The organism is Bacillus sp. LJBV19, from assembly GCF_017797845.1.
Classification (GTDB): Bacteria; Bacillota; Bacilli; order Bacillales; family Bacillaceae; genus Bacillus; species Bacillus velezensis.
Genome location: NZ_CP072563.1, coordinates 658,500 through 679,733 on the forward strand (window position 1 = coordinate 658,500; position 21,234 = coordinate 679,733).

The following is a 21,234-nucleotide window of genomic DNA, read 5'->3' on the forward strand; positions in this document are numbered from 1 at the left end:
AATATAAGCCGGGCTTTTTTTTCTGAAAAACAAAGCATGAGAAGGTGGGAACAGAATGCAGCCGCTAGCAGGAATCATCATGGGAAGCACCTCCGATTGGGAGACAATGAAACATGCATGCGACATACTTGACGAACTTCACATTCCTTATGAAAAACAGGTGGTATCCGCGCACCGGACGCCTGATTTGATGTTTGAATATGCAGAAAGCGCAAGAGACAGGGGCTTAAAAGTCATTATTGCCGGAGCCGGGGGAGCGGCGCATCTGCCGGGAATGACGGCGGCCAAAACGACGCTGCCGGTGATCGGCGTACCGGTTCAGACGAAATCGCTTAACGGGCTTGATTCTCTTCTGTCTATCGTACAGATGCCCGGCGGCGTGCCGGTCGCGACGACGGCGATCGGGAAAGCGGGCGCAGTGAACGCGGGTCTGTTAGCCGCGCAAATTTTGTCGGCATTTGACGATGACATTGCGGATAAACTAGAGGCGAGAAGAAATGCGACAAAACAAACGGTGCTGGAAAGCAGTGATCAGCTTGTCTGATAAAAAAACGATTTTTCCCGGCGCCGTCATCGGCATTATCGGAGGCGGACAGCTCGGAAAAATGATGGCTGTCGCCGCAAAACAGATGGGCTATAAAGTCGCTGTCGTCGATCCCGTGAAAGACTCGCCATGCGGACAGATCGCCGATATTGAAATTACCGCCCAGTACAATGACCGTGAAGCGATTCAAAAATTGGCCGGAGTCAGTGACATCATTACCTACGAATTTGAAAATATCGATTACGAGGCGCTCAACTGGCTCAAAGAACATGCATATCTTCCACAGGGAAGCGAGCTGCTGCTCATCACCCAAAACAGGGAAACGGAAAAAAAGGCGATCCAGTCAGCAGGCTGTCAAGTCGCTCCTTATCGGATCGTAAACAGCGGACGGGAGCTTGAGGAAGCCGTTCAGGCACTGGGACTCCCGGCGGTGCTGAAAACATGCCGCGGCGGATATGACGGCAAAGGCCAATTTGTCATTAAGGAAGAAGGACAGACAGATGAAGCGGGTGCGCTGTTAGAAAACGGCACGTGCATACTTGAAAGCTGGGTATCGTTCCGGATGGAGCTTTCCGTTATCGTGACGAGATCGGTGCACGGTGAGATTTCAACCTTTCCGGCTGCTGAAAATATCCACAAAAATAATATTCTGTTCCAAAGCATCGTGCCCGCGAGAGCGGAGGAAACGGTTCAGAAGCGGGCAGAGGCGCTTGCCGTTCAGCTCGCGGAGAAATTGGAGCTTGTCGGGCCGCTTGCGGTGGAAATGTTTGTCACGGAAGACGGAGGCCTCTTGATTAATGAACTGGCGCCGCGTCCTCACAATTCAGGGCATTATACGCTCGACCTTTGTGAAACGAGCCAATTCGAACAGCACATCAGAGCGGTCTGCGGACTTCCTCTCGGCAGAACCGATCTTCTCAAACCGGGAATGATGGTGAATCTGCTCGGTGATGAAGTGAAGCTTGCGGAGGAGCATACGGAGCTTTTAAAGGAAGCCAAACTGTACCTGTACGGAAAACATGAGATTAAAAAAGGCCGCAAAATGGGGCATATGACATTTTTGCGGAAGCCTGATGAAACATGGATTCAGGACATCACGAACATATGGATGAATAGAGACGGAGGACGAGCATAATGATCGAACGTTATTCAAGACCTGAAATGTCCGCGATCTGGACGGACGAAAACAGATACCAGGCATGGCTGGAAGTCGAGATTTTAGCCTGTGAAGCCTGGGCTGAGCTTGGCGTCATTCCGAAAGAAGACGTCAAGGTCATGCGCGAAAACGCGTCTTTCGACATCAACCGCATTTTGGAAATCGAGCAGGATACGCGCCATGACGTCGTTGCATTCACCCGCGCGGTTTCAGAATCATTAGGCGAAGAAAGAAAATGGGTTCACTACGGCCTGACGTCAACAGATGTCGTGGATACCGCTCTTTCCTATCTATTAAAACAGGCGAATGAGATCTTGCTCAAGGACATTGAGAGATTTGTTGACATTATAAAAGAAAAAGCGAAAGAACATAAATACACGGTCATGATGGGCCGCACGCACGGCGTACACGCGGAACCGACGACATTCGGCCTGAAACTCGCGCTTTGGCACGAAGAAATGAAACGCAACCTTGAACGTTTCAAGCAGGCAAAAGAAGGGATCGAAGTCGGGAAGCTTTCCGGCGCGGTCGGCACATATGCAAATATTGATCCGTTCGTAGAGCAGTATGTCTGTGAAAAACTCGGCCTGAAAGCGGCGCCGATTTCCACTCAGACATTACAGCGCGACCGTCATGCGGATTACATGGCGGCACTGGCTTTGATCGCGACGAGCATTGAAAAATTCGCAGTGGAAATCCGCGGTCTGCAAAAGAGTGAAACACGTGAAGTGGAAGAGTTTTTTGCGAAAGGACAAAAAGGTTCATCGGCTATGCCTCATAAACGGAATCCGATCGGGTCGGAAAATATGACGGGCATGGCGCGCGTGATCCGCGGGTACATGCTGACGGCATACGAAAATGTACCGTTATGGCATGAGCGTGATATTTCTCATTCATCAGCTGAGCGCATCATTCTTCCTGACGCGACAATCGCGCTGAATTACATGCTGAACCGATTCAGCAATATCGTCAAAAACTTAACGGTATTCCCGGAAAATATGAAACGCAACATGGACCGCACACTCGGTTTAATCTACTCTCAGCGCGTGCTGCTCGCTTTAATCGACACGGGTCTGCCTCGTGAAGAAGCATATGACACGGTTCAGCCGAAAGCGATGGAAGCGTGGGAAAAACAAGTGCCGTTCCGCCAGCTTGTCGAAGCGGAGGAAAAAATCACGTCCCGTCTCACACCGGAACAGATTGCCGATTGCTTTGACTACAATTATCATCTGAAAAACGTCGACTTGATCTTTGATCGTTTAGGTTTATAGAAGAAGCCAGCCGGAGGCGGCTTCTTCAGCCGCCATAGATTGAATATTCCCAACATTCGGGTTAGGAGGCCTTCCGTGAATATTGTGAACAATAATCTTCTTTATGAAGGAAAAGCGAAACGGATTTATCAAACTGAAGACGAACAGATTCTCCGCGTGGTCTACAAGGATTCCGCAACAGCCTTTAACGGTGAGAAAAAAGCGGAGATCAGCGGAAAGGGCCGTCTGAACAATGAAATTTCAAGCCTGATTTTCAAACATCTGCACGCCAAAGGAATTGACAACCACTTTGTGGAGCGTGTTTCAGAATCAGAGCAGCTTATCAAAAAAGTGAGCATCATTCCGCTTGAAGTCGTGGTCAGAAACATTGCCGCCGGAAGCATGTCGAAACGTCTCGGCATCCCGGAAGGAACAGAGCTTCCGCAGCCGATTATCGAATTTTACTACAAGGATGACGCGCTGGGCGATCCGCTCATCACAGAAGATCATATCTGGCTCTTAAAAGCAGCTGCTCCTGAGCAGGTCAAAACGATCAAATCGATTACAAAACAGGTCAATCAAGAGCTGCAGCATATTTTTGAAGACTGCGGCGTCAGATTAATAGATTTTAAGCTGGAATTCGGCTTAGACGCAGAGGGACGGGTGCTTTTAGCGGATGAAATCTCTCCTGACACGTGCCGTCTGTGGGACAAAGACACAAACGAAAAGCTCGATAAAGATTTGTTCAGACGGAACCTGGGAAGCTTAACCGACGCATATGAAGAGATTTTCAAAAGACTGGGAGGCATTTCATAATGTATAAAGTGAAAGTTTATGTCAGCTTAAAAGAAAGTGTGCTCGATCCTCAAGGAAGCGCGGTGCAGCATGCATTGCACAGCATGACCTACAATGAAGTGCAGGATGTGCGCATCGGAAAATACATGGAGCTGACGATTGAAAAATCTGACCGCGATCTTGACGCGCTCGTGAAAGAAATGTGTGAAAAGCTCCTTGCCAATACAGTCATTGAAGACTACCGATATGAAGTTGAGGAGGTTGTCGCACAGTGAAATTTGCGGTGATTGTGTTACCCGGCTCCAACTGTGATATTGATATGTTCCACGCCGTAAAGGATGAACTCGGCGAAGAAGTCGAGTATGTCTGGCACGAGGAAACAAGCCTTGACGGATTTGACGGCGTGCTCATCCCCGGCGGGTTTTCATACGGCGACTACTTGAGATGCGGCGCCATCGCCAGATTCGCAAACATCATGCCGGCCGTGAAAAAAGCGGCTGCCGAAGGAAAACCGGTTCTTGGCGTCTGCAACGGATTCCAGATTCTGCAGGAGCTCGGACTTCTGCCCGGCGCGATGAGACGCAATAAAGATTTAAAGTTCATCTGCCGCCCGGTTGAATTAATCGTGCAGAACAGCGGCACGTTATTCACATCTTCCTATGAAAAAGGACAATCGATTACGATTCCGGTTGCCCACGGCGAAGGCAATTTCTACTGTGATGACGAAACGCTTGAAAGATTAAAAGAAAACGATCAAATCGCCTTCACATACGGCGGCGATATTAACGGAAGCGTCAGCGGCATTGCCGGCGTCGTGAATGAGAAAGGCAACGTATTAGGCATGATGCCTCACCCTGAGCGCGCAGTCGATGAACTGCTCGGCAGCGCAGACGGTCTTACATTGTTCCGGTCTATCGTGAAAAATTGGAGGGAAACTCATGTCGCTACTGCTTGAACCAAGTAAAGAACAAATAAAAGAAGAGAAACTCTATCAGCAAATGGGTGTCAGTGATGACGAGTTCGCACTCATTGAATCTATTATCGGAAGATTGCCGAACTACACGGAAATCGGGATTTTTTCCGTCATGTGGTCAGAGCACTGCAGCTATAAAAACTCAAAACCGGTTTTACGCAAATTCCCGACTAGCGGCGAACGCGTGCTGCAGGGTCCCGGAGAAGGCGCGGGAATCGTTGACATCGGTGACAATCAGGCGGTCGTGTTCAAAATTGAATCTCATAACCACCCGTCAGCGATTGAGCCATACCAAGGTGCTGCGACGGGAGTGGGCGGCATCATCCGTGATGTTTTCTCAATGGGAGCCCGTCCGATAGCTGTATTAAACTCTCTTCGATTTGGTGAGCTCACTTCACCTCGTGTGAAGTACTTGTTTGAAGAAGTAGTGGCGGGAATCGCGGGATACGGAAACTGTATCGGCATTCCGACGGTCGGCGGAGAAGTGCAGTTTGACGCAAGCTATGAGGGCAATCCGCTTGTCAATGCAATGTGCGTCGGCTTAATTGATCATAAAGATATTAAAAAGGGCCAGGCGAAAGGTGTCGGCAACACGGTCATGTACGTCGGCGCTAAAACGGGCCGCGACGGCATACACGGCGCTACTTTCGCATCAGAAGAAATGTCAGATTCATCTGAAGAAAAACGTTCCGCGGTGCAGGTCGGCGATCCTTTCATGGAAAAACTTCTCCTGGAAGCATGCCTTGAAGTCATCCAATGCGACGCCTTAGTCGGCATTCAGGATATGGGGGCGGCCGGTCTGACAAGTTCGAGTGCTGAAATGGCAAGCAAAGCCGGCTCAGGCATTGAAATGAACCTTGATCTCATTCCGCAGCGGGAAACAGGTATGACCGCTTACGAAATGATGCTTTCCGAGTCTCAGGAACGCATGCTTCTCGTCATTGAACGCGGACGTGAACAGGAAATTGTCGATATTTTTGATAAATATGATCTTGAAGCGGTTTCCGTAGGTCATGTTACGGATGATAAAATGCTCCGCCTCCGCCATAACGGAGAGGTTGTTTGCGAGCTTCCGGTCGACGCGCTGGCGGAAGAAGCGCCTGTATACCACAAGCCGTCAGCAGAACCCGCGTACTACCGCGAGTTTCAGGAAACGGAAGTTCCCGCGCCTGAAGTAAAAGATGCGACAGAGACGCTTTTTGCCCTGCTGCAGCAGCCGACAATCGCCAGCAAAGAGTGGGTGTACGATCAATATGACTACATGGTGCGCACAAATACGGTGGTCGCTCCGGGCTCTGACGCCGGTGTGCTCAGAATTCGCGGCACGAAAAAAGCGCTGGCGATGACGACGGATTGCAACGCGCGTTATTTATATCTTGATCCAGAAGAAGGCGGGAAAATCGCCGTTGCCGAAGCGGCGCGCAACATCGTATGCTCAGGCGCCGAACCGCTTGCGGTCACGGATAATCTGAATTTCGGAAACCCGGAAAAACCTGAAATTTTCTGGCAGATCGAAAAAGCGGCCGACGGCATCAGCGAGGCGTGTAATGTTCTCAGCACTCCCGTCATCGGCGGTAACGTATCACTTTATAATGAATCGAACGGAACGGCGATCTACCCGACGCCTGTGATCGGCATGGTCGGCTTAATTGAAGATACCGCTCATATTACGACACAGCATTTCAAACAAGCGGGGGATCTTGTATACGTGATCGGCGAAACAAAACCTGAGTTTGCCGGAAGCGAACTGCAAAAAATGACAGAAGGCCGCATTTACGGCAAAGCGCCGCAAATCGATCTTGATATAGAGCTGTCACGCCAAAAAACATTGCTTGACGCGATTAAAAAAGGCTTCGTTCAATCAGCGCATGATGTGTCTGAAGGCGGCTTAGGCGTGGCGGTTGCAGAAAGCGTCATGACGACGGAAAACCTTGGCGCCAACGTGACTGTAGAAGGGGAAGCGGCATTATTATTCTCTGAATCTCAATCACGCTTCGTCGTTTCGGTGAAAAAAGAACACCAAGCGGCGTTTGAAGCGGCTGCGGCTGATGCGGTTCATATCGGTGAGGTAACGGCTGACGGACTTCTGGCGATTCAAAACCAGGACGGACAACAATTGGTTCACGCGCAAACGAAAGAACTTGAGCGCGCGTGGAAAGGAGCTATTCCATGCTTGCTGAAATCAAAGGCCTGAATGAAGAATGCGGTGTGTTTGGCATCTGGGGACATGAAGAAGCTTCGCAGATCACATATTACGGCCTGCACAGCCTCCAGCACAGAGGACAGGAAGGCGCGGGAATTGTCGCAACTGACGGTGAAAAACTGACGGCGCATAAAGGACAGGGGCTTATTACCGAGGTTTTTCAAAACGGCGAACTGAGCAAAGTGAAGGGAAAAGGCGCGATCGGGCACGTCCGTTATGCGACGGCAGGCGGAGGCGGATATGAAAATGTCCAGCCGCTCCTGTTCCGTTCGCAAAACAACGGCAGCCTCGCGCTTGCTCATAACGGCAACTTGGTCAACGCCACACAGTTGAAGCAGCAGCTTGAAAACCAAGGGAGCATCTTTCAGACTTCCTCCGATACGGAAGTGCTGGCTCATCTGATTAAACGCAGCGGACACTTTTCGCTGAAGGATCAGATCAAAAATTCGCTGTCTATGCTGAAAGGCGCTTATGCCTTTTTAATCATGACTGAAACAGAAATGATCGTAGCGCTTGACCCGAACGGACTCAGACCGCTGTCAATCGGCATGATGGGCGATGCTTACGTCGTGGCATCAGAAACGTGCGCATTCGATGTGGTCGGCGCGACATACCTTCGCGAGGTAGAGCCGGGCGAAATGCTGATCATCAATGATGAAGGCATGAAATCAGAGCGTTTCTCCATGAATATCAACCGTTCCATCTGCAGCATGGAGTACATTTATTTCTCAAGACCTGACAGCAATATCGACGGCATTAACGTGCACAGCGCCCGGAAAAACCTCGGAAAAATGCTTGCCCAGGAGTCCGCGATTGAAGCGGATGTCGTCACAGGCGTGCCTGATTCCAGTATTTCTGCGGCTATCGGCTATGCCGAGGCAACGGGCATTCCGTACGAACTCGGTCTCATTAAAAACCGTTATGTCGGCAGAACGTTTATCCAGCCGTCACAGGCTCTGCGCGAGCAAGGCGTCAGAATGAAGCTGTCCGCCGTCCGCGGTGTTGTTGAAGGAAAACGGGTCGTCATGGTTGATGATTCCATCGTGCGCGGGACGACAAGCCGCCGGATTGTCACAATGCTCAGAGAAGCGGGAGCGACAGAGGTGCACGTCAAGATCAGTTCACCGCCGATCGCTCATCCGTGCTTCTACGGCATCGACACATCAACCCATGAGGAGCTGATCGCTTCTTCTCATTCCGTGGAAGAAATCCGCCAGATCATCGGTGCTGACACGCTTTCTTTCTTAAGTGTAGACGGATTGTTAAAAGGAGTCGGCCGAACATTTGAAGACACCAACTGCGGACAATGCCTCGCTTGTTTTACGGGCAAATATCCGACGGAAATTTATCAGGATACAGTGCTTCCTCACGTAAAAGAAGCGGTGCTGACAAAATAAAATGTGAAAATGACATAAAGGCAGCGGGAATTCAGGCTGCCTTTCTCTTTCTGCCTTTTAAGGAGAAACGAATTGACAAGGAGTGATAGGGATGTCTGATGCTTATAAAAATGCCGGAGTTGACATCGAAGCCGGATACGAAGCCGTCAAACGAATGAAAAAACACGTGGAGCGCACGAAAAGGCTCGGCGTTATGGGAAGCCTGGGCGGTTTTGGCGGAATGTTTGATCTGTCAGAGCTTCCGTATCAAAAGCCTGTTTTAATTTCCGGAACAGACGGTGTCGGCACCAAGCTGAAACTCGCATTTTCAATGGATAAACATGACACGATCGGCGTCGATGCGGTCGCGATGTGTGTAAATGATGTGCTTGCCCAAGGAGCGGAGCCGCTGTTTTTCCTTGATTATTTGGCGGTCGGCAAGGCTGATCCGGTAAAAATTGAGCAGATCGTTCAGGGCGTGGCGGACGGATGCGAGCAGTCAGGATCAGCGCTTATCGGCGGTGAGACGGCGGAAATGCCGGGGCTGTATACGGCTGATGAATACGATATTGCGGGCTTTTCAGTCGGCGTCGCGGAAAAAGACGAAATCGTCACCGGTGAACATATCGAAGAGGGGCATCTCTTAATCGGACTTACTTCAAGCGGCCTTCACAGCAACGGATTTTCCCTTGTGAGAAAAGTGCTTCTTGATGACGGCGGACTTGATTTGGATACTGTCTATGAACCGTTTGCGCGTCCTCTCGGAGAAGAATTGCTGGAACCGACGAGAATATATGTGAAGCCGGTGCTCAAGGCGGTGAAAAGCGGTAAGGTGGACGGCATGGCGCATGTGACAGGCGGAGGATTCATCGAGAACATCCCGCGGATGCTGCCGGACGGATTGAGTGCGGAAATTGATCACGGATCATGGCCGATCCCGCCGATTTTTCCGTTTCTGCAGGAGCACGGCAAGCTGAAAGAAGAAGAAATGTTCAATGTTTTTAATATGGGCATCGGTTTTGTCCTTGCCGTTAAAGAAGAAAACCTGACAGACGTCATCGACACGCTTGAAGCTCAGGGCGAGAAGGCTTATCTGATCGGCCGGGTCAAGCGGGGCGAAGGCATTTCTTTCGGCGGTGCGGCTCTTTCATGAAAAAGTTTGCGGTATTTGCTTCAGGAAACGGATCGAACTTCGAGGCCATTGCCAAACGCATGAGAGAAGAGAAGTGGGATGCGGAGCTCTCGCTTCTCGTGACGGATAAGCCTCAGGCAAAGGCGGTGGAAAGGGCGGAGGCTTTACACATTCCGTCATTTGCCTTTGAACCGTCATCTTTTGAAAACAAAGCGGCCTTTGAACGGGCCGTTATTGAACAGCTGCGCCTGCACGGGGCGGAATTAATCGTTCTCGCCGGCTATATGAGACTGATTGGAGATACGCTGCTTGAAGCATACGGGGGCCGCATTATTAATATACATCCCTCGCTTCTTCCGGCATTCCCCGGGATTGACGCTGTCGGACAGGCGTATCGGGCCGGTGTGAAAGTGGCGGGCATTACCGTTCATTACGTCGACGAAGGCATGGACACAGGACCGATTATCGCGCAAAAAGCATTCGAAATACAGGAAAACGATACGCTTGAAGACATAGAGCATACAATACACGAGCTTGAGCACAAATGGTATCCGAGCGTTGTGAAACAGCTGCTGGGACTAAATAACAGAGGTGAAAAGGCATGACAATCAAACGCGCACTAATCAGTGTTTCTGATAAAACAAATCTCGTACCTTTCGTAAAGGAACTGACAGAGCTCGGCGTCGAAGTCATTTCGACCGGAGGAACAAAAAAACTTCTCCAGGAAAACGGTGTGGATGTCATCGGCATTTCAGAAGTCACCGGATTTCCTGAAATTATGGACGGACGGTTAAAAACGCTCCATCCTAATATTCACGGCGGCCTGCTTGCCGTAAGAGACAATGAAGAGCATATGGCGCAGATCAATGAGCACGGCATTGCACCGATTGACCTTGTGGTTGTCAACCTTTATCCGTTTAAAGAAACGATTTCAAAAGAAGATGTAACATACGATGAAGCGATAGAAAACATTGATATCGGCGGCCCCGGCATGCTGCGCGCCGCATCGAAAAACCATCAGGATGTGACGGTCATCACAGATCCGGCCGATTACAGCTCTGTGCTCAATGAGATTAAAGAACACGGCGGCGTTTCGCTTAAAAGAAAACGCGAGCTTGCGGCCAAAGTATTCCGCCATACCGCGGCATACGACGCATTAATCGCTGATTACTTAACACGCGAGGCCGGTGAGAAAGACCCTGAGCAATTCACCGTTACATTTGAGAAAAAACAATCGCTCCGCTACGGCGAAAACCCTCACCAAGAGGCTGTTTTCTATCAAAGCGCACTTCCTGTCTCCGGTTCCATCGCGGCGGCAAAACAGCTTCACGGCAAAGAGCTTTCTTACAACAATATTAAGGACGCGGATGCGGCCGTTCAAATCGTCCGGGAGTTTACAGAACCCGCAGCTGTTGCCGTTAAACATATGAATCCGTGCGGAGTCGGTACGGGAGCTTCAATTGAGGAAGCATTCAATAAAGCGTATGAAGCTGATAAAACCTCCATTTTCGGCGGCATCATCGCGCTGAACCGTGAAGTTGATCAGGCAACGGCTGAAGCCCTTCACGGCATCTTTTTAGAAATCATTATCGCCCCTTCTTTCAGTGAAGAAGCGCTGAACGTGCTGACGGCGAAGAAAAACCTTCGTCTGCTCACGCTTGACGTGACCGCATCAGGGAAGAAAGAAAAACAGCTGACATCCGTACAGGGCGGCCTTTTGATTCAAGATTTAGACGTCCATGGATTTGATGACGCCAACATCAGCATCCCGACAAAAAGAGAGCCGAACGAGCAGGAATGGGAAGATCTGAAGCTCGCCTGGAAAGTCGTCAAACACGTGAAATCCAACGCTATCGTTCTTGCAAAAGACCATATGACGGTCGGTGTGGGCGCAGGACAGATGAATCGCGTCGGTTCAGCTAAAATCGCCATTGAGCAGGCCGGAGAAAAAGCAAAAGGCAGCGCGCTCGGATCAGACGCGTTTTTCCCGATGCCGGATACAGTCGAAGAAGCCGCAAAAGCCGGTGTCACGGCGATTATCCAGCCAGGCGGATCGGTCCGCGATGAAGATTCGATTAAAAAAGCGGATGAATACGGGATCGCCATGGTATTCACCGGCATCAGACATTTCAAACATTAAGAGGGGGAACGAAGCGTGAATGTATTGATTATCGGAAAAGGCGGCAGAGAGCATACATTGGCTTGGAAAGCGGCGCAAAGCCCGCTTGTTGACACGGTGTACGCCGCGCCCGGAAATGACGGTATGGCAGACTGCGCGACGCTGGCCAACATTGAAGAAAGCGATCATGCCGCACTCATTGCGTTTGCGAAAGAACATCATGTCGGGCTGACGATTATCGGCCCTGAAGTTCCTCTGATTGAAGGAATAGCGGACGAGTTTGAAAAAGCCGGACTGCTTGTTTTCGGACCGTCTGAAAAAGCGGCAATCATTGAAGGAAGCAAACAGTTTGCCAAGGATTTAATGAAAAAATACGGCATTCCGACGGCGGAATATGAGACGTTTACTTCATTTGAAGAGGCGAAAGCATATGTGCAGCAAAAAGGCGCGCCGATTGTCATTAAAGCAGACGGGCTTGCCGCCGGAAAAGGTGTCACGGTCGCGATGACGGAAGAAGAAGCGATTGAATGCCTGCACGATTTTCTTGAAGATGAGAAATTCGGCGAGGCGAGCGCATCTGTTGTCATTGAAGAGTTCCTCGCCGGCGAAGAATTTTCTTTAATGGCGTTTGTAAAAGGGGAGACCGTCTATCCGATGGTAATCGCTCAAGATCATAAACGCGCCTTCGATGGAGACAAAGGGCCGAATACGGGCGGAATGGGCGCCTACTCACCGGTGCCGCACATTTCCGATGATATCGTCAGAAGCGCAGTCGAAACGATTGTGAAGCCGGCGGCAAAAGCAATGGTGAAAGAGGGACGCTCCTTCACGGGCGTGCTGTACGCGGGGCTGATTTTGACGGAAAACGGATCAAAAGTCATTGAATTCAACGCGCGCTTCGGAGATCCGGAAACACAGGTTGTCGTGCCGAGAATGGAATCTGACCTCATTCAGGTGCTCTTAGATCTTCTGCATGAGAAGGATGTTGACCTAAGGTGGAAGGATACCGCCGCCGTCAGCGTCGTACTGGCTTCCGAGGGCTATCCGGAAGGCTATGCGAAAGGCACGCCGATCGGCAGTTTGGCATCCGCTGAAGACGGGATCGCCGTTTTTCATGCCGGAACGAAAAAAGAAGGCGGTCAATTTGTCACAAACGGCGGCCGGGTCGCCAATGTCACCGCATTTGCTGAGACATTTGAAGCGGCGAGAGATAAAGTGTACAGCGCCGTTTCAGGGCTGACAAAACCCGGGCTGTTTTACAGAAGCGACATCGGCGCCCGTGCGCTGAAAGCTTCTCAACGATAGAAAGCAGAACCCCGCAGCACCCGAGCTGCGGGGTTTTTTACGTAAGCTGAGGACGGCCTAGGTTGTCGGCCTGCCGGTCATCGATGAAGGCGTATAGACGGATTCTTCTCAGACTCGCGGGACAGGAGAAATTAAATAACAAGCCGAAACGGCTTGTTATTTTTCTTGCTGATGGCTGTCATCCTGATTCATTCCGGTTTGGAACATATATGTCACCGGGCAGAAGCGGAGGATGCCGGACGCCGCTTTCATCGCGCCCATCATCATACAGAAGAGATGCATCTTGCACCAAGGTTTTCTCGTGTATTTCGCTGAAGCAGCAGACAAAATGGTGAGGCCGCAAGTGATGCGCATAACGGCATTTAATAAACTGATATTCGGTTTCATCATTTCAGCTCCCTTAGAAAAAGTTTTTCATTCATCTTCAATAATTTGTAACGTTTTAGCCGTGCGATAATTGTGCGGATGTGATACGATGGGTCTAATATAAGCGAAGGAGAGTATGTGAATGTCCGAACGTACCTTTAACTGGAAAAATAAAGACATCAGATCACAGGCGGATGTTGTAGACTCAAAGCTGCTTCCAACGCTACTTTTACGGGATGCTCTCGTATTAAATCCTTTTTTAAAACAATGGCTGAAAAAGAACGTCTGGATTTACGGAGACCGAATTGTATATGTTGGTGATGAGCTTCCTGATGCAGCAGAGCACATTCATACCATAAATTGTGAAGGAAAATACATTGTGCCAGGTTACATTGAACCGCATACACATCCTTTTCAAATATATAATCCCCAAACGCTCGCCGAATATGTGTCTCAATTCGGAACAACGACGTTTGTTAATGATAACTTGTTTTTTCTTTTGCACAGCGGTAAAAAGAAAGCGCTTACTATATTGGAAGAACTGAAAAAACAGCCGGTGCAATATTTCTGGTGGTCCAGATATGATCTGCAGACTGAAGTGCTGAATGAGGATCAGCTTCTTTCTTTTGATGTCCGAAAGCAATGGATTGAGCACCCGGATGTCATTCAAGGCGGAGAATTGACCGGATGGCCGCGCCTCATGGACGGCGATGACCTGATGCTTCATTGCATGCAGGCGACAAAGAAACTGCGCAAGCGGATAGAAGGGCATTTTCCCGGAGCCTCTGAAAAAACACTGACGAAGATGAAACTGTTCGGAGCTGATTCCGACCACGAGGCGATGAATGGCGGCGAGGTGATGAGACGGCTTGAATTGGGCTACTATGTTTCGCTCAGACATTCATCCATCCGCCCTGATTTGAGAACGATTTTGCAGGATCTCCATCAAAAAGGCTTCCGGCATTATGATCATTTCTTTTACACGACGGATGGAGCGACGCCGCATTTTTATAAAGGCGGCATGACGAATGAATTAATCAAAATCGCTTTGGAGGAAGGAGTTCCGGCGATTGACGCCTACAATATGGCCTCCTTTAATATCGCGAAGTATTATCAGATGGACGACTTTCTCGGTGTGATCGGTCCGGGCCGGCTTGCTTCATTGAACATTCTCGATGACCCGATGAATCCTGACCCGGTCACGGTGATCTCCAAAGGTATCCTGGTGAGGGAAGACGGCCGAAATATGAATGCGTTTACAGAAACGGATTGGAAAAAGGGCGGTCTTGTCCCTCTTGAGCTTTCATATGATATGACGATGGATGATTTACAGTTTTCAATGCCGATGGGTGTGTCCATGCGCAACGCGGTCATTATGGAGCCGTATATGATTGCGATTGATAATTCTGTTGACCAGCTTTCTTTTGATCATGATGAATGCTATCTCACGCTTCTCGATAAGCATGGAAAATGGCGGGTTAATACAATGCTGAAAGGTTTTGCCGATCGGGTGCAGGGCTTTGTCAGTTCCTACACGACAACAGGAGATATTATCGCTGCCGGAAAAAATAAGGAAGATATCCTGCTCGCTTTCTCACGGATGAAAGAAATCGGCGGCGGAATCGTGCTTGCCGAAAACGGGAAGATTCTGCACGAGATTCCCCTCGCCTTAAACGGTTCTGCATCTGCGGAGAATTATGAAGAAGTGCTTGAGAAAGAGCAAAAACTGAGGACGCTGCTGGAGGAGCGGGGCTACCGATTCTGCGATCCGATCTATACGCTGCTCTTTTTGCAGAGCACACACCTGCCTTATATCCGCATTACGCCGAGAGGAATATTCGACGTGATGAAAAAAACTGTACTCTTTCCATCGATAATGCGTTAAAATATAAAAGCAGGGAGCCGACATATGAAAAGATGTAAAACCGTTTGTATGCTTTGTTTTGCGTTTTTGCTGCTTGCCGCCTGCCGGCAGAACAATGCCGATCAGGTGCAGCCGAAAGAAGCGGAAGCTCCTTTAACGGGGCTGAAAACTGAGCAGAAGCTTGCAGAACGCCGTCCGATTGCAGTCGCAGTGAACAATCATCCGAAGGCGAGGCCCCAATCCGGGCTGTCAAAGGCGGATGTTGTCATCGAAGCGCTTGCGGAGGGCCGGATTACGCGGTTTCTCGCGATTTTTCAAAGTGAGATGCCGGAAACGGTCGGGCCTGTGCGGAGCGCGAGGGAATATTTTGTCACGCTCAGCAGCGGGTTTAACAGCATATTTGTCCATCATGGCTGGAGTCCCGGCGCAAAAAAGCAGCTGGAGTCCGGAGCTTACGATTATATAAACGGTTTGGATTTTGACGGAAGCCTGTTTTGGAGAGCCGATTTCAGCAAGCCGCCCCACAATTCCTATACGTCGTATGACAATATCAGGAAGGCGGCGGAACAAAAAGGATACAAGCTGAACGGAAAAACAGAACCGCTCCCATTTCAGACATCAGATGCAAAACCCGGAAACGAAACCTACAATATTCGGATAGATTATGGAACACAAAACATTACAAATCTTGTCGAATACGATTATGATAAAAAAGCTGATGCTTATACAAGAAGCTCTGATGGTGTGAAAGCGACAGACCGGGAGACCGGAAAGCCTTTAGCCATGCACAACATTTTTATTGTTGAAGCCGGCCATCGCATGACAGACAAAGATGGAAGGCGGGCCATCGATATTAAGTCAGGGGGGAAGGGCCTCCTGCTTCAGCACGGCGATGTTATGGAGTCAGACTGGGAATATAAAGACGGCCGTATTCTGCCCGTAAAAGGCGGTGAGATTCTTCCGTTTGTGCCAGGAAAGACATGGATTAATATCGTGCCTGATCTCGATGCAGCTTCCATTAGTAAAGGAGAAGGTGTTTGACGATGCAAATCGATAAATTACGCGGAAAAGAACTGGACCAGTTATTTTTATCTATTTTATCGCTGAAAGATCTGGAGGAATGCTATCGTTTCTTTGACGATCTTTGTACGATTAATGAAATCCAATCGCTGGCGCAGCGTTTGGAAGTGGCGAGAATGCTCCGCGAAGGAAATACGTATCACAAAATTGAAAGCGAAACGGGTGCTTCCACAGCGACGATTTCCCGGGTGAAGCGCTGCTTAAATTACGGTAACGACGCCTATGAAATGGCGCTTGACCGCGTAAACAAAGGAGAATCCTCCTCAGCTACGTAAAAAACCGCTCTGCCGATGACGGCAGGCGGTTTTTTTTATGCGTGCGGATTCAAAAGGCCGGGAAGTTCCCTCAGGCTTCCGTCTTCCTCCCGGTATACGATGTGTTCAGCTGAGAAATGAACCGGCGAGCTGATGCCCGCCGCGGCGGCTAGGTGAAACAGCCCTTCACGCAACGAGAGCACGTAGTTGCAGACGCGGTGCTGTTTATCCTCGATACTGAGCGCGCGCTGAAGTTTTGGATCGGTTGTCGCCACTCCGACAGGACAATGATTGGTGTGGCATACTTGAGCGCGGATACAGCCGACTGAAAACATCATTCCCCGGGCAATATTGACAAAATCCGCGCCTAACGCGAGGGCAACGGCAATCTTATCCGGAGTGAGCAGCTTTCCGGATGCGAAAATTTTCAGCTTATCTCTTATCCCGTATGTCTTCAAAAGGCCGTCAACAAGGGGAAGGCCGGTCAGAATCGGCAGGCCGACGGAATCCGCCAGCTCATGGAAAGAAGCTCCCGTTCCCCCTTCACTGCCGTCAATCGTAATAAAGTCGGGAAGTTTGCCTGATGAACTCATACAGGAAATAAGGTCTTCAAGGTCTTTGCGGCTGCCCGGGACAATTTTGATGCCGACCGGTTTTTCACCGACAGTCCTTAATTTCTCAATGAAATCAAGCATGTCCGGAACATTTGAGAACTCGTTGAAGCGGTTTGGGCTGTCAATGGATTGACCGGGCTGTACATTTCTGATGGCGGCAATTTCTTCGGTCACCTTTGAACCGTCAATATGCCCGCCTCTTGCTTTCGCCCCTTGCGCAAGCTTTAATTCAAAGGCTTTAATCTGCTCGAGGCGGCTTTTTTTCTTAAATTCTTCCCACGAAAATTCTCCTTCTTCGGTGCGGACGCCGAACAGCCCGGGACCGATTTGGCAGATAATATCCGCGCCGCCTTTCAGGTGATACTCAGACAGGCCGCCTTCGCCTGTATTCATCCATGTGCCGCCGGCCTGGTGCAGCCCTTTTGACAGGGCGGTAATTGCCCGGTCGCCAAGTGAGCCGTAGCTCATCGCTGATTGTCCGATTAACCCTTTCACATAAAACGGCTTCTTGCATGTATCGCGGCCGATCACTTGCACATCGTCCGGATGCAGGTAATAAGGGTCCGCCTTTGCTTTTTCGCGGTGTTCGCTGCGTTTCAGCAGGTTGTCTTTGTCAATCTTGTATACCATCGTGTCGATCTTCGGCGTCTGATCTGCGCGCAGCTCCTCCCTTTGTTTCGGGAAGAGAGCGTTACGGATATAATAGCCCGGCTGATCGAAATCCCGTTCTGAGCCGAAGCCCATCATTCTGCTTTTATACTTTCCCGACATGACCGTCTGTTCATATTCTCTCCGGGAAAACGGCTGTTCTTCGTTATCATTGCTGAATAAATACTGCCGCAGCTCAGGTCCGATTTTTTCAAATATATAGCGCAGTTTTCCCGCTACGGGATAATTGCGCAGCACTGAATGTTCTTCCTGCTTTTCGTCTCTTATGTATATCCAGAAAAACAATGCGGCGGGAACTAAAATAATAAAGATCAATATACAAATCAGTACGATAATGGCTTGTTCCATTGAGATCAGACTCCTTGTCTTTTTTCTCTTTGACATTCCACATATTGTCTGTTTTCAAACATAGCCGTTTCCCGTCCGGCGGAGCGCAATCTTTTTTTGTGAATCAGGTGAATGACGTCTTTTTCCGTTTTTCCGGGCCAAACGAATTTGTTATAATGTTTAAATGGCAAGAAACGAATGGAGGAACGAAAACGCATGTACGATGTTAACGAGTGGAAGCATGTTTTTAAACTCGATCCGAATAAAGATTTACCGGATGAACAGCTGGAACGGCTTTGTGAATCAGGGACTGACGCCATTGTGATCGGAGGAAGCGACAATATCACCGAGGACAATGTGCTGAGACTGATGTCAAAGGTGCGGCGGTTTTTAGTGCCGTGCGTACTTGAGGTGTCGACGATTGATTCCATTGTGCCCGGGTTTGATCTTTATTTCATTCCGAGTGTGCTCAACAGCAAAAAGGCGGACTGGATTGTCGGCATGCATCATCAGGCGATGAAAGAATACGGAGAGCTCATGTCAATGGAGGAAATCGTGACGGAGGGCTACTGCATCGTCAACCCTGATTGTAAGGCGGCCGCTTTGACGGAGGCGGATACACATATAGAAACAGAAGATATTCTCGCCTATGCGCGGGTCGCGGAACATTTGCTTCATCTCCCGATTTTTTATCTGGAATACAGCGGGATGCTGGCGGACATAGAAACGGTGGAGAAAACGAAGGCTGTGCTGGACAAGTCCGTCCTGTTTTACGGAGGCGGCATTAAAGACGCGGAAACGGCGGAACGGTTCGGCCGTCATGCCGATGTCATCGTTGTCGGAAATGCCGTATATGAAGATTTTGATCAGGCGCTTAAAACAGTGGCGGCTGTAAAGACAAAGTAGCCAAGCGGACGAAATTGATTTATGATAGAACATATGTTTGATAGGCGGTGAACGGATATGAATTACATTAGCAATCAATTATTAAGCGGATTAAATCCCGTTCAGCAGGAAGCGGTCAAGACGACGGACGGTCCGCTGCTTCTGATGGCGGGCGCGGGAAGCGGAAAAACACGTGTGCTGACGCACAGAATCGCATACTTAATGGCGGAAAAACACGTGGCGCCATGGAACATTCTGGCGATTACATTTACAAATAAAGCCGCCAGAGAAATGAAGGAGCGGGTGGAGAGCATTCTCGGACCCGGCGCGGATGAAATCTGGATATCCACTTTCCACAGCATGTGCGTGCGGATTCTGCGCAGGGATATTGACAGAATCGGCATCAACCGAAATTTCTCCATTCTTGATACGGCTGATCAGCTTTCCGTTATTAAAGGGATTCTGAAAGAGCGGAATATCGATCCGAAAAAGTTTGATCCGAGAAGTATTTTAGGCTCCATCAGCAGCGCAAAAAACGAGCTGATCGAACCTGAGGAATTCGCAAAAACGGCCGGCGGCTACTACGATCAGGTCACGAGTGACGTGTATACCGATTATCAGAAAAAACTGCTGAAAAACCAATCGCTCGATTTTGATGATTTAATCATGACGACGATTAAGCTTTTCGAGCGTGTGCCGGAAGTGCTTGAGTTTTATCAGCGCAAATTCCAGTACATTCACGTAGACGAGTATCAGGATACGAACAGGGCGCAATACCTGCTTGTGAAGCAGCTTGCGGCCCGTCTTGAAAATATCTGCGTCGTCGGTGACTCCGACCAGTCCATTTACAGATGGCGCGGGGCGGATATCGCGAATATCCTTTCCTTTGAAAAAGATTACCCGAGCGCAAACGTGATTCTGCTCGAGCAAAACTACCGCTCAACAAAGCGTATTCTGCAAGCGGCTAACGAAGTGATCAAAAACAACTCAAACCGCAAGCCGAAAAACCTGTGGACGGAAAATGACGAAGGCATCAAGCTTTCTTATTACAGCGGAGACAATGAATTCGGCGAAGGCCAATTCGTCGCAGGCAAAATTTATGAGCTGCACAGCTCGGGCCGGCGGAAGCTTTCCGATATCGCGATTTTATACCGGACAAACGCCCAGTCGCGCGTCATTGAGGAAACCCTTTTAAAATCCGGTCTGAACTACAATATCGTCGGCGGAACCAAGTTCTACGACAGGAAAGAAATTAAAGACATTCTCGCATACCTGCGACTTGTGTCAAACCCGGACGACGACATCAGTTTTACGCGGATCGTCAATGTGCCGAAGCGGGGCGTCGGCGCAACTTCACTAGAAAAAATCGCTTCATATGCGGCGATGAACGGAATGTCAATGTTCCAAGCGATCAAACAGGTTGATTTCATCGGCGTCAGCGCGAAAGCGGCAAACGCGCTTGACGGCTTTGGCGCGATGATTGAAAATCTGACGAATATGCAGGATTACCTGTCCATTACGGATCTCACGGAAGAAATTCTCGAGAAAACGGAATACAGAGAAATGCTGAAGGCCGAAAAATCCATCGAAGCCCAAAGCCGCCTTGAAAATATCGACGAGTTTCTTTCCGTGACGAAAAACTTCGAACAAAAAAGCGAAGACAAGTCTCTCGTCGCGTTTCTGACTGATCTGGCGCTGATCGCGGATATTGACCAGCTCGACGAGAAGGAAGAGGAATCAGGCGGAAAGGATGCTGTCACTTTAATGACACTGCACGCCGCTAAGGGGCTTGAATTTCCTGTCGTGTTCTTAATGGGCATGGAAGAAGGCGTGTTCCCGCACAGCCGCTCCCTGATGGAAGAAGCCGAGATGGAAGAAGAACGCAGGCTCGCATATGTAGGCATTACGAGGGCGGAAGAAGAACTGTATTTAACAAATGCCAAAATGCGCACCTTATTCGGCCGCACCAATATGAATCCGGAATCCCGCTTTATCAGGGAAATACCTGGCGATTTATTGGAGAACCTAAATGAGAAGAAAACCCCGCGCATGCAGCCGGGAAGAAAAGTGCAGCCAAAACGCGGGCCCGTATCCCGTCCCGTTTCCTATGCGAACAAAACAGGCGGCGACTCGCTCAGCTGGGCGGTCGGCGATAAAGCGGGCCATAAAAAATGGGGCACCGGAACGGTTGTCAGCGTAAAAGGAGAAGGCGAAAGCACCGAGCTTGATATCGCATTCCCGAGCCCAGTCGGCGTGAAGCGTCTGCTTGCCGCTTTTGCGCCGATTGAAAAGCAGTAACCTGAAGAGGAAAGGAAGAACATG

General features: G+C 49.6%; 19 protein-coding genes. 17 read left to right on the plus strand and 2 right to left on the minus strand.

All coding sequences use genetic code 11. The annotated features are described in order from the left end of the window. Window positions 1-55 precede the first annotated feature (55 nt). The 12 genes from purE (at window position 56) to purD (ending at window position 12,853) form a co-directional block, all read left to right on the plus strand. Window positions 56-544, plus strand: coding sequence for a 5-(carboxyamino)imidazole ribonucleotide mutase (purE, locus tag J6600_RS03360; RefSeq protein WP_007609846.1), 489 nt, complete (start codon window positions 56-58; stop codon window positions 542-544). Next, window positions 498-1,679, plus strand: a complete 1,182-nt coding sequence (purK, locus tag J6600_RS03365) for a 5-(carboxyamino)imidazole ribonucleotide synthase (RefSeq protein ID WP_209387961.1) — start codon at window positions 498-500, stop codon at window positions 1,677-1,679. Before purE ends, purK begins: the two co-directional genes overlap by 47 nt. After that, on the plus strand, window positions 1,679-2,971 hold the full coding sequence (gene purB / locus J6600_RS03370; protein ID WP_014417100.1) for an adenylosuccinate lyase: 1,293 nt from the start codon (window positions 1,679-1,681) through the stop codon (window positions 2,969-2,971). The genes purK and purB overlap by 1 nt, the downstream gene beginning before the upstream one ends. 75 nt (window positions 2,972-3,046) lie before the next feature. Continuing rightward, window positions 3,047-3,766, plus strand: coding sequence for a phosphoribosylaminoimidazolesuccinocarboxamide synthase (gene purC / locus J6600_RS03375; protein WP_007609852.1), 720 nt, complete (start codon window positions 3,047-3,049; stop codon window positions 3,764-3,766). Beyond that, window positions 3,766-4,020 (plus strand): phosphoribosylformylglycinamidine synthase subunit PurS, encoded by a 255-nt coding sequence (purS, locus tag J6600_RS03380; RefSeq protein WP_003155758.1) that lies wholly within the window; start codon window positions 3,766-3,768, stop codon window positions 4,018-4,020. Before purC ends, purS begins: the two co-directional genes overlap by 1 nt. After that, the gene (purQ, locus tag J6600_RS03385; protein WP_014417103.1) at window positions 4,017-4,700 is read left to right on the plus strand and encodes a phosphoribosylformylglycinamidine synthase subunit PurQ; all 684 of its coding nucleotides are present in this window, start codon (window positions 4,017-4,019) and stop codon (window positions 4,698-4,700) included. The genes purS and purQ overlap by 4 nt, the downstream gene beginning before the upstream one ends. After that, window positions 4,684-6,912, plus strand: coding sequence for a phosphoribosylformylglycinamidine synthase subunit PurL (gene purL / locus J6600_RS03390; RefSeq protein ID WP_209387962.1), 2,229 nt, complete (start codon window positions 4,684-4,686; stop codon window positions 6,910-6,912). The genes purQ and purL overlap by 17 nt, the downstream gene beginning before the upstream one ends. Next, the gene (purF, locus tag J6600_RS03395; RefSeq protein ID WP_209387963.1) at window positions 6,888-8,318 is read left to right on the plus strand and encodes an amidophosphoribosyltransferase; all 1,431 of its coding nucleotides are present in this window, start codon (window positions 6,888-6,890) and stop codon (window positions 8,316-8,318) included. Before purL ends, purF begins: the two co-directional genes overlap by 25 nt. 91 nt (window positions 8,319-8,409) lie before the next feature. After that, the gene (purM, locus tag J6600_RS03400) at window positions 8,410-9,450 is read left to right on the plus strand and encodes a phosphoribosylformylglycinamidine cyclo-ligase (protein ID WP_007609857.1); all 1,041 of its coding nucleotides are present in this window, start codon (window positions 8,410-8,412) and stop codon (window positions 9,448-9,450) included. Then, complete coding sequence (gene purN, locus J6600_RS03405; RefSeq protein ID WP_007408902.1) at window positions 9,447-10,034, plus strand: phosphoribosylglycinamide formyltransferase; 588 nt, start codon at window positions 9,447-9,449, stop codon at window positions 10,032-10,034. The genes purM and purN overlap by 4 nt, the downstream gene beginning before the upstream one ends. Next, complete coding sequence (purH, locus tag J6600_RS03410) at window positions 10,031-11,569, plus strand: bifunctional phosphoribosylaminoimidazolecarboxamide formyltransferase/IMP cyclohydrolase (protein WP_209387964.1); 1,539 nt, start codon at window positions 10,031-10,033, stop codon at window positions 11,567-11,569. Before purN ends, purH begins: the two co-directional genes overlap by 4 nt. Window positions 11,570-11,584: 15 nt before the next feature. Beyond that, window positions 11,585-12,853, plus strand: a complete 1,269-nt coding sequence (gene purD, locus J6600_RS03415; RefSeq protein WP_094296461.1) for a phosphoribosylamine--glycine ligase — start codon at window positions 11,585-11,587, stop codon at window positions 12,851-12,853. 156 nt (window positions 12,854-13,009) lie between these two features. Here purD and J6600_RS03420 read toward each other — a convergent pair whose 3' ends face one another. Further along, window positions 13,010-13,240: a YgaP family membrane protein gene (locus tag J6600_RS03420; RefSeq protein WP_017419030.1), complete on the minus strand. Its 231-nt coding sequence runs from the start codon at window positions 13,238-13,240 to the stop codon at window positions 13,010-13,012. Window positions 13,241-13,361: 121 nt separating this feature from the next. On the opposite strand from J6600_RS03420, the gene J6600_RS03425 reads away from it, so the two are divergent. Genes J6600_RS03425 through J6600_RS03435 form a run of 3 tightly spaced genes read left to right on the plus strand, consistent with a single transcriptional unit; the run spans window position 13,362 to window position 16,438 of the window. Then, complete coding sequence (locus tag J6600_RS03425) at window positions 13,362-15,104, plus strand: adenine deaminase (RefSeq protein ID WP_053285247.1); 1,743 nt, start codon at window positions 13,362-13,364, stop codon at window positions 15,102-15,104. A gap of 24 nt (window positions 15,105-15,128) precedes the next feature. After that, window positions 15,129-16,124, plus strand: coding sequence for a DUF3048 domain-containing protein (locus tag J6600_RS03430; protein WP_209387965.1), 996 nt, complete (start codon window positions 15,129-15,131; stop codon window positions 16,122-16,124). Between the two features lie 2 nt (window positions 16,125-16,126). Then, complete coding sequence (locus tag J6600_RS03435) at window positions 16,127-16,438, plus strand: YerC/YecD family TrpR-related protein (protein ID WP_003155745.1); 312 nt, start codon at window positions 16,127-16,129, stop codon at window positions 16,436-16,438. Between the two features lie 35 nt (window positions 16,439-16,473). On the opposite strand, the gene J6600_RS03440 is transcribed toward J6600_RS03435, so the two are convergent. Next, window positions 16,474-18,048, minus strand: coding sequence for an FMN-binding glutamate synthase family protein (locus tag J6600_RS03440; protein WP_209387966.1), 1,575 nt, complete (start codon window positions 18,046-18,048; stop codon window positions 16,474-16,476). Between the two features lie 195 nt (window positions 18,049-18,243). Here J6600_RS03440 and pcrB point away from each other — a divergent pair, with 195 nt between their 5' ends. Both pcrB and pcrA read left to right on the plus strand, forming a co-directional pair. Beyond that, complete coding sequence (pcrB, locus tag J6600_RS03445; protein ID WP_003155740.1) at window positions 18,244-18,933, plus strand: heptaprenylglyceryl phosphate synthase; 690 nt, start codon at window positions 18,244-18,246, stop codon at window positions 18,931-18,933. Between the two features lie 57 nt (window positions 18,934-18,990). After that, the gene (gene pcrA, locus J6600_RS03450; RefSeq protein WP_209387967.1) at window positions 18,991-21,210 is read left to right on the plus strand and encodes a DNA helicase PcrA; all 2,220 of its coding nucleotides are present in this window, start codon (window positions 18,991-18,993) and stop codon (window positions 21,208-21,210) included. Window positions 21,211-21,234 lie beyond the last annotated feature (24 nt).

Coding starts and splice junctions, on each gene's coding strand:
- purE (WP_007609846.1), top strand. CDS start 56: ATGCAGCCGCTAGCAGGAATCATCATGGGAAGCACCTCCGATTGGGAG.
- purK (WP_209387961.1), top strand. CDS start 498: ATGCGACAAAACAAACGGTGCTGGAAAGCAGTGATCAGCTTGTCTGAT.
- purB (WP_014417100.1), top strand. CDS start 1,679: ATGATCGAACGTTATTCAAGACCTGAAATGTCCGCGATCTGGACGGAC.
- purS (WP_003155758.1), top strand. CDS start 3,766: ATGTATAAAGTGAAAGTTTATGTCAGCTTAAAAGAAAGTGTGCTCGAT.
- purL (WP_209387962.1), top strand. CDS start 4,684: ATGTCGCTACTGCTTGAACCAAGTAAAGAACAAATAAAAGAAGAGAAA.
- purF (WP_209387963.1), top strand. CDS start 6,888: ATGCTTGCTGAAATCAAAGGCCTGAATGAAGAATGCGGTGTGTTTGGC.
- purM (WP_007609857.1), top strand. CDS start 8,410: ATGTCTGATGCTTATAAAAATGCCGGAGTTGACATCGAAGCCGGATAC.
- purN (WP_007408902.1), top strand. CDS start 9,447: ATGAAAAAGTTTGCGGTATTTGCTTCAGGAAACGGATCGAACTTCGAG.
- purH (WP_209387964.1), top strand. CDS start 10,031: ATGACAATCAAACGCGCACTAATCAGTGTTTCTGATAAAACAAATCTC.
- J6600_RS03420 (WP_017419030.1), bottom strand. CDS start 13,240: ATGAAACCGAATATCAGTTTATTAAATGCCGTTATGCGCATCACTTGC.
- J6600_RS03425 (WP_053285247.1), top strand. CDS start 13,362: ATGTCCGAACGTACCTTTAACTGGAAAAATAAAGACATCAGATCACAG.
- J6600_RS03430 (WP_209387965.1), top strand. CDS start 15,129: ATGAAAAGATGTAAAACCGTTTGTATGCTTTGTTTTGCGTTTTTGCTG.
- J6600_RS03435 (WP_003155745.1), top strand. CDS start 16,127: ATGCAAATCGATAAATTACGCGGAAAAGAACTGGACCAGTTATTTTTA.
- J6600_RS03440 (WP_209387966.1), bottom strand. CDS start 18,048: ATGGAACAAGCCATTATCGTACTGATTTGTATATTGATCTTTATTATT.
- pcrB (WP_003155740.1), top strand. CDS start 18,244: ATGTACGATGTTAACGAGTGGAAGCATGTTTTTAAACTCGATCCGAAT.
- pcrA (WP_209387967.1), top strand. CDS start 18,991: ATGAATTACATTAGCAATCAATTATTAAGCGGATTAAATCCCGTTCAG.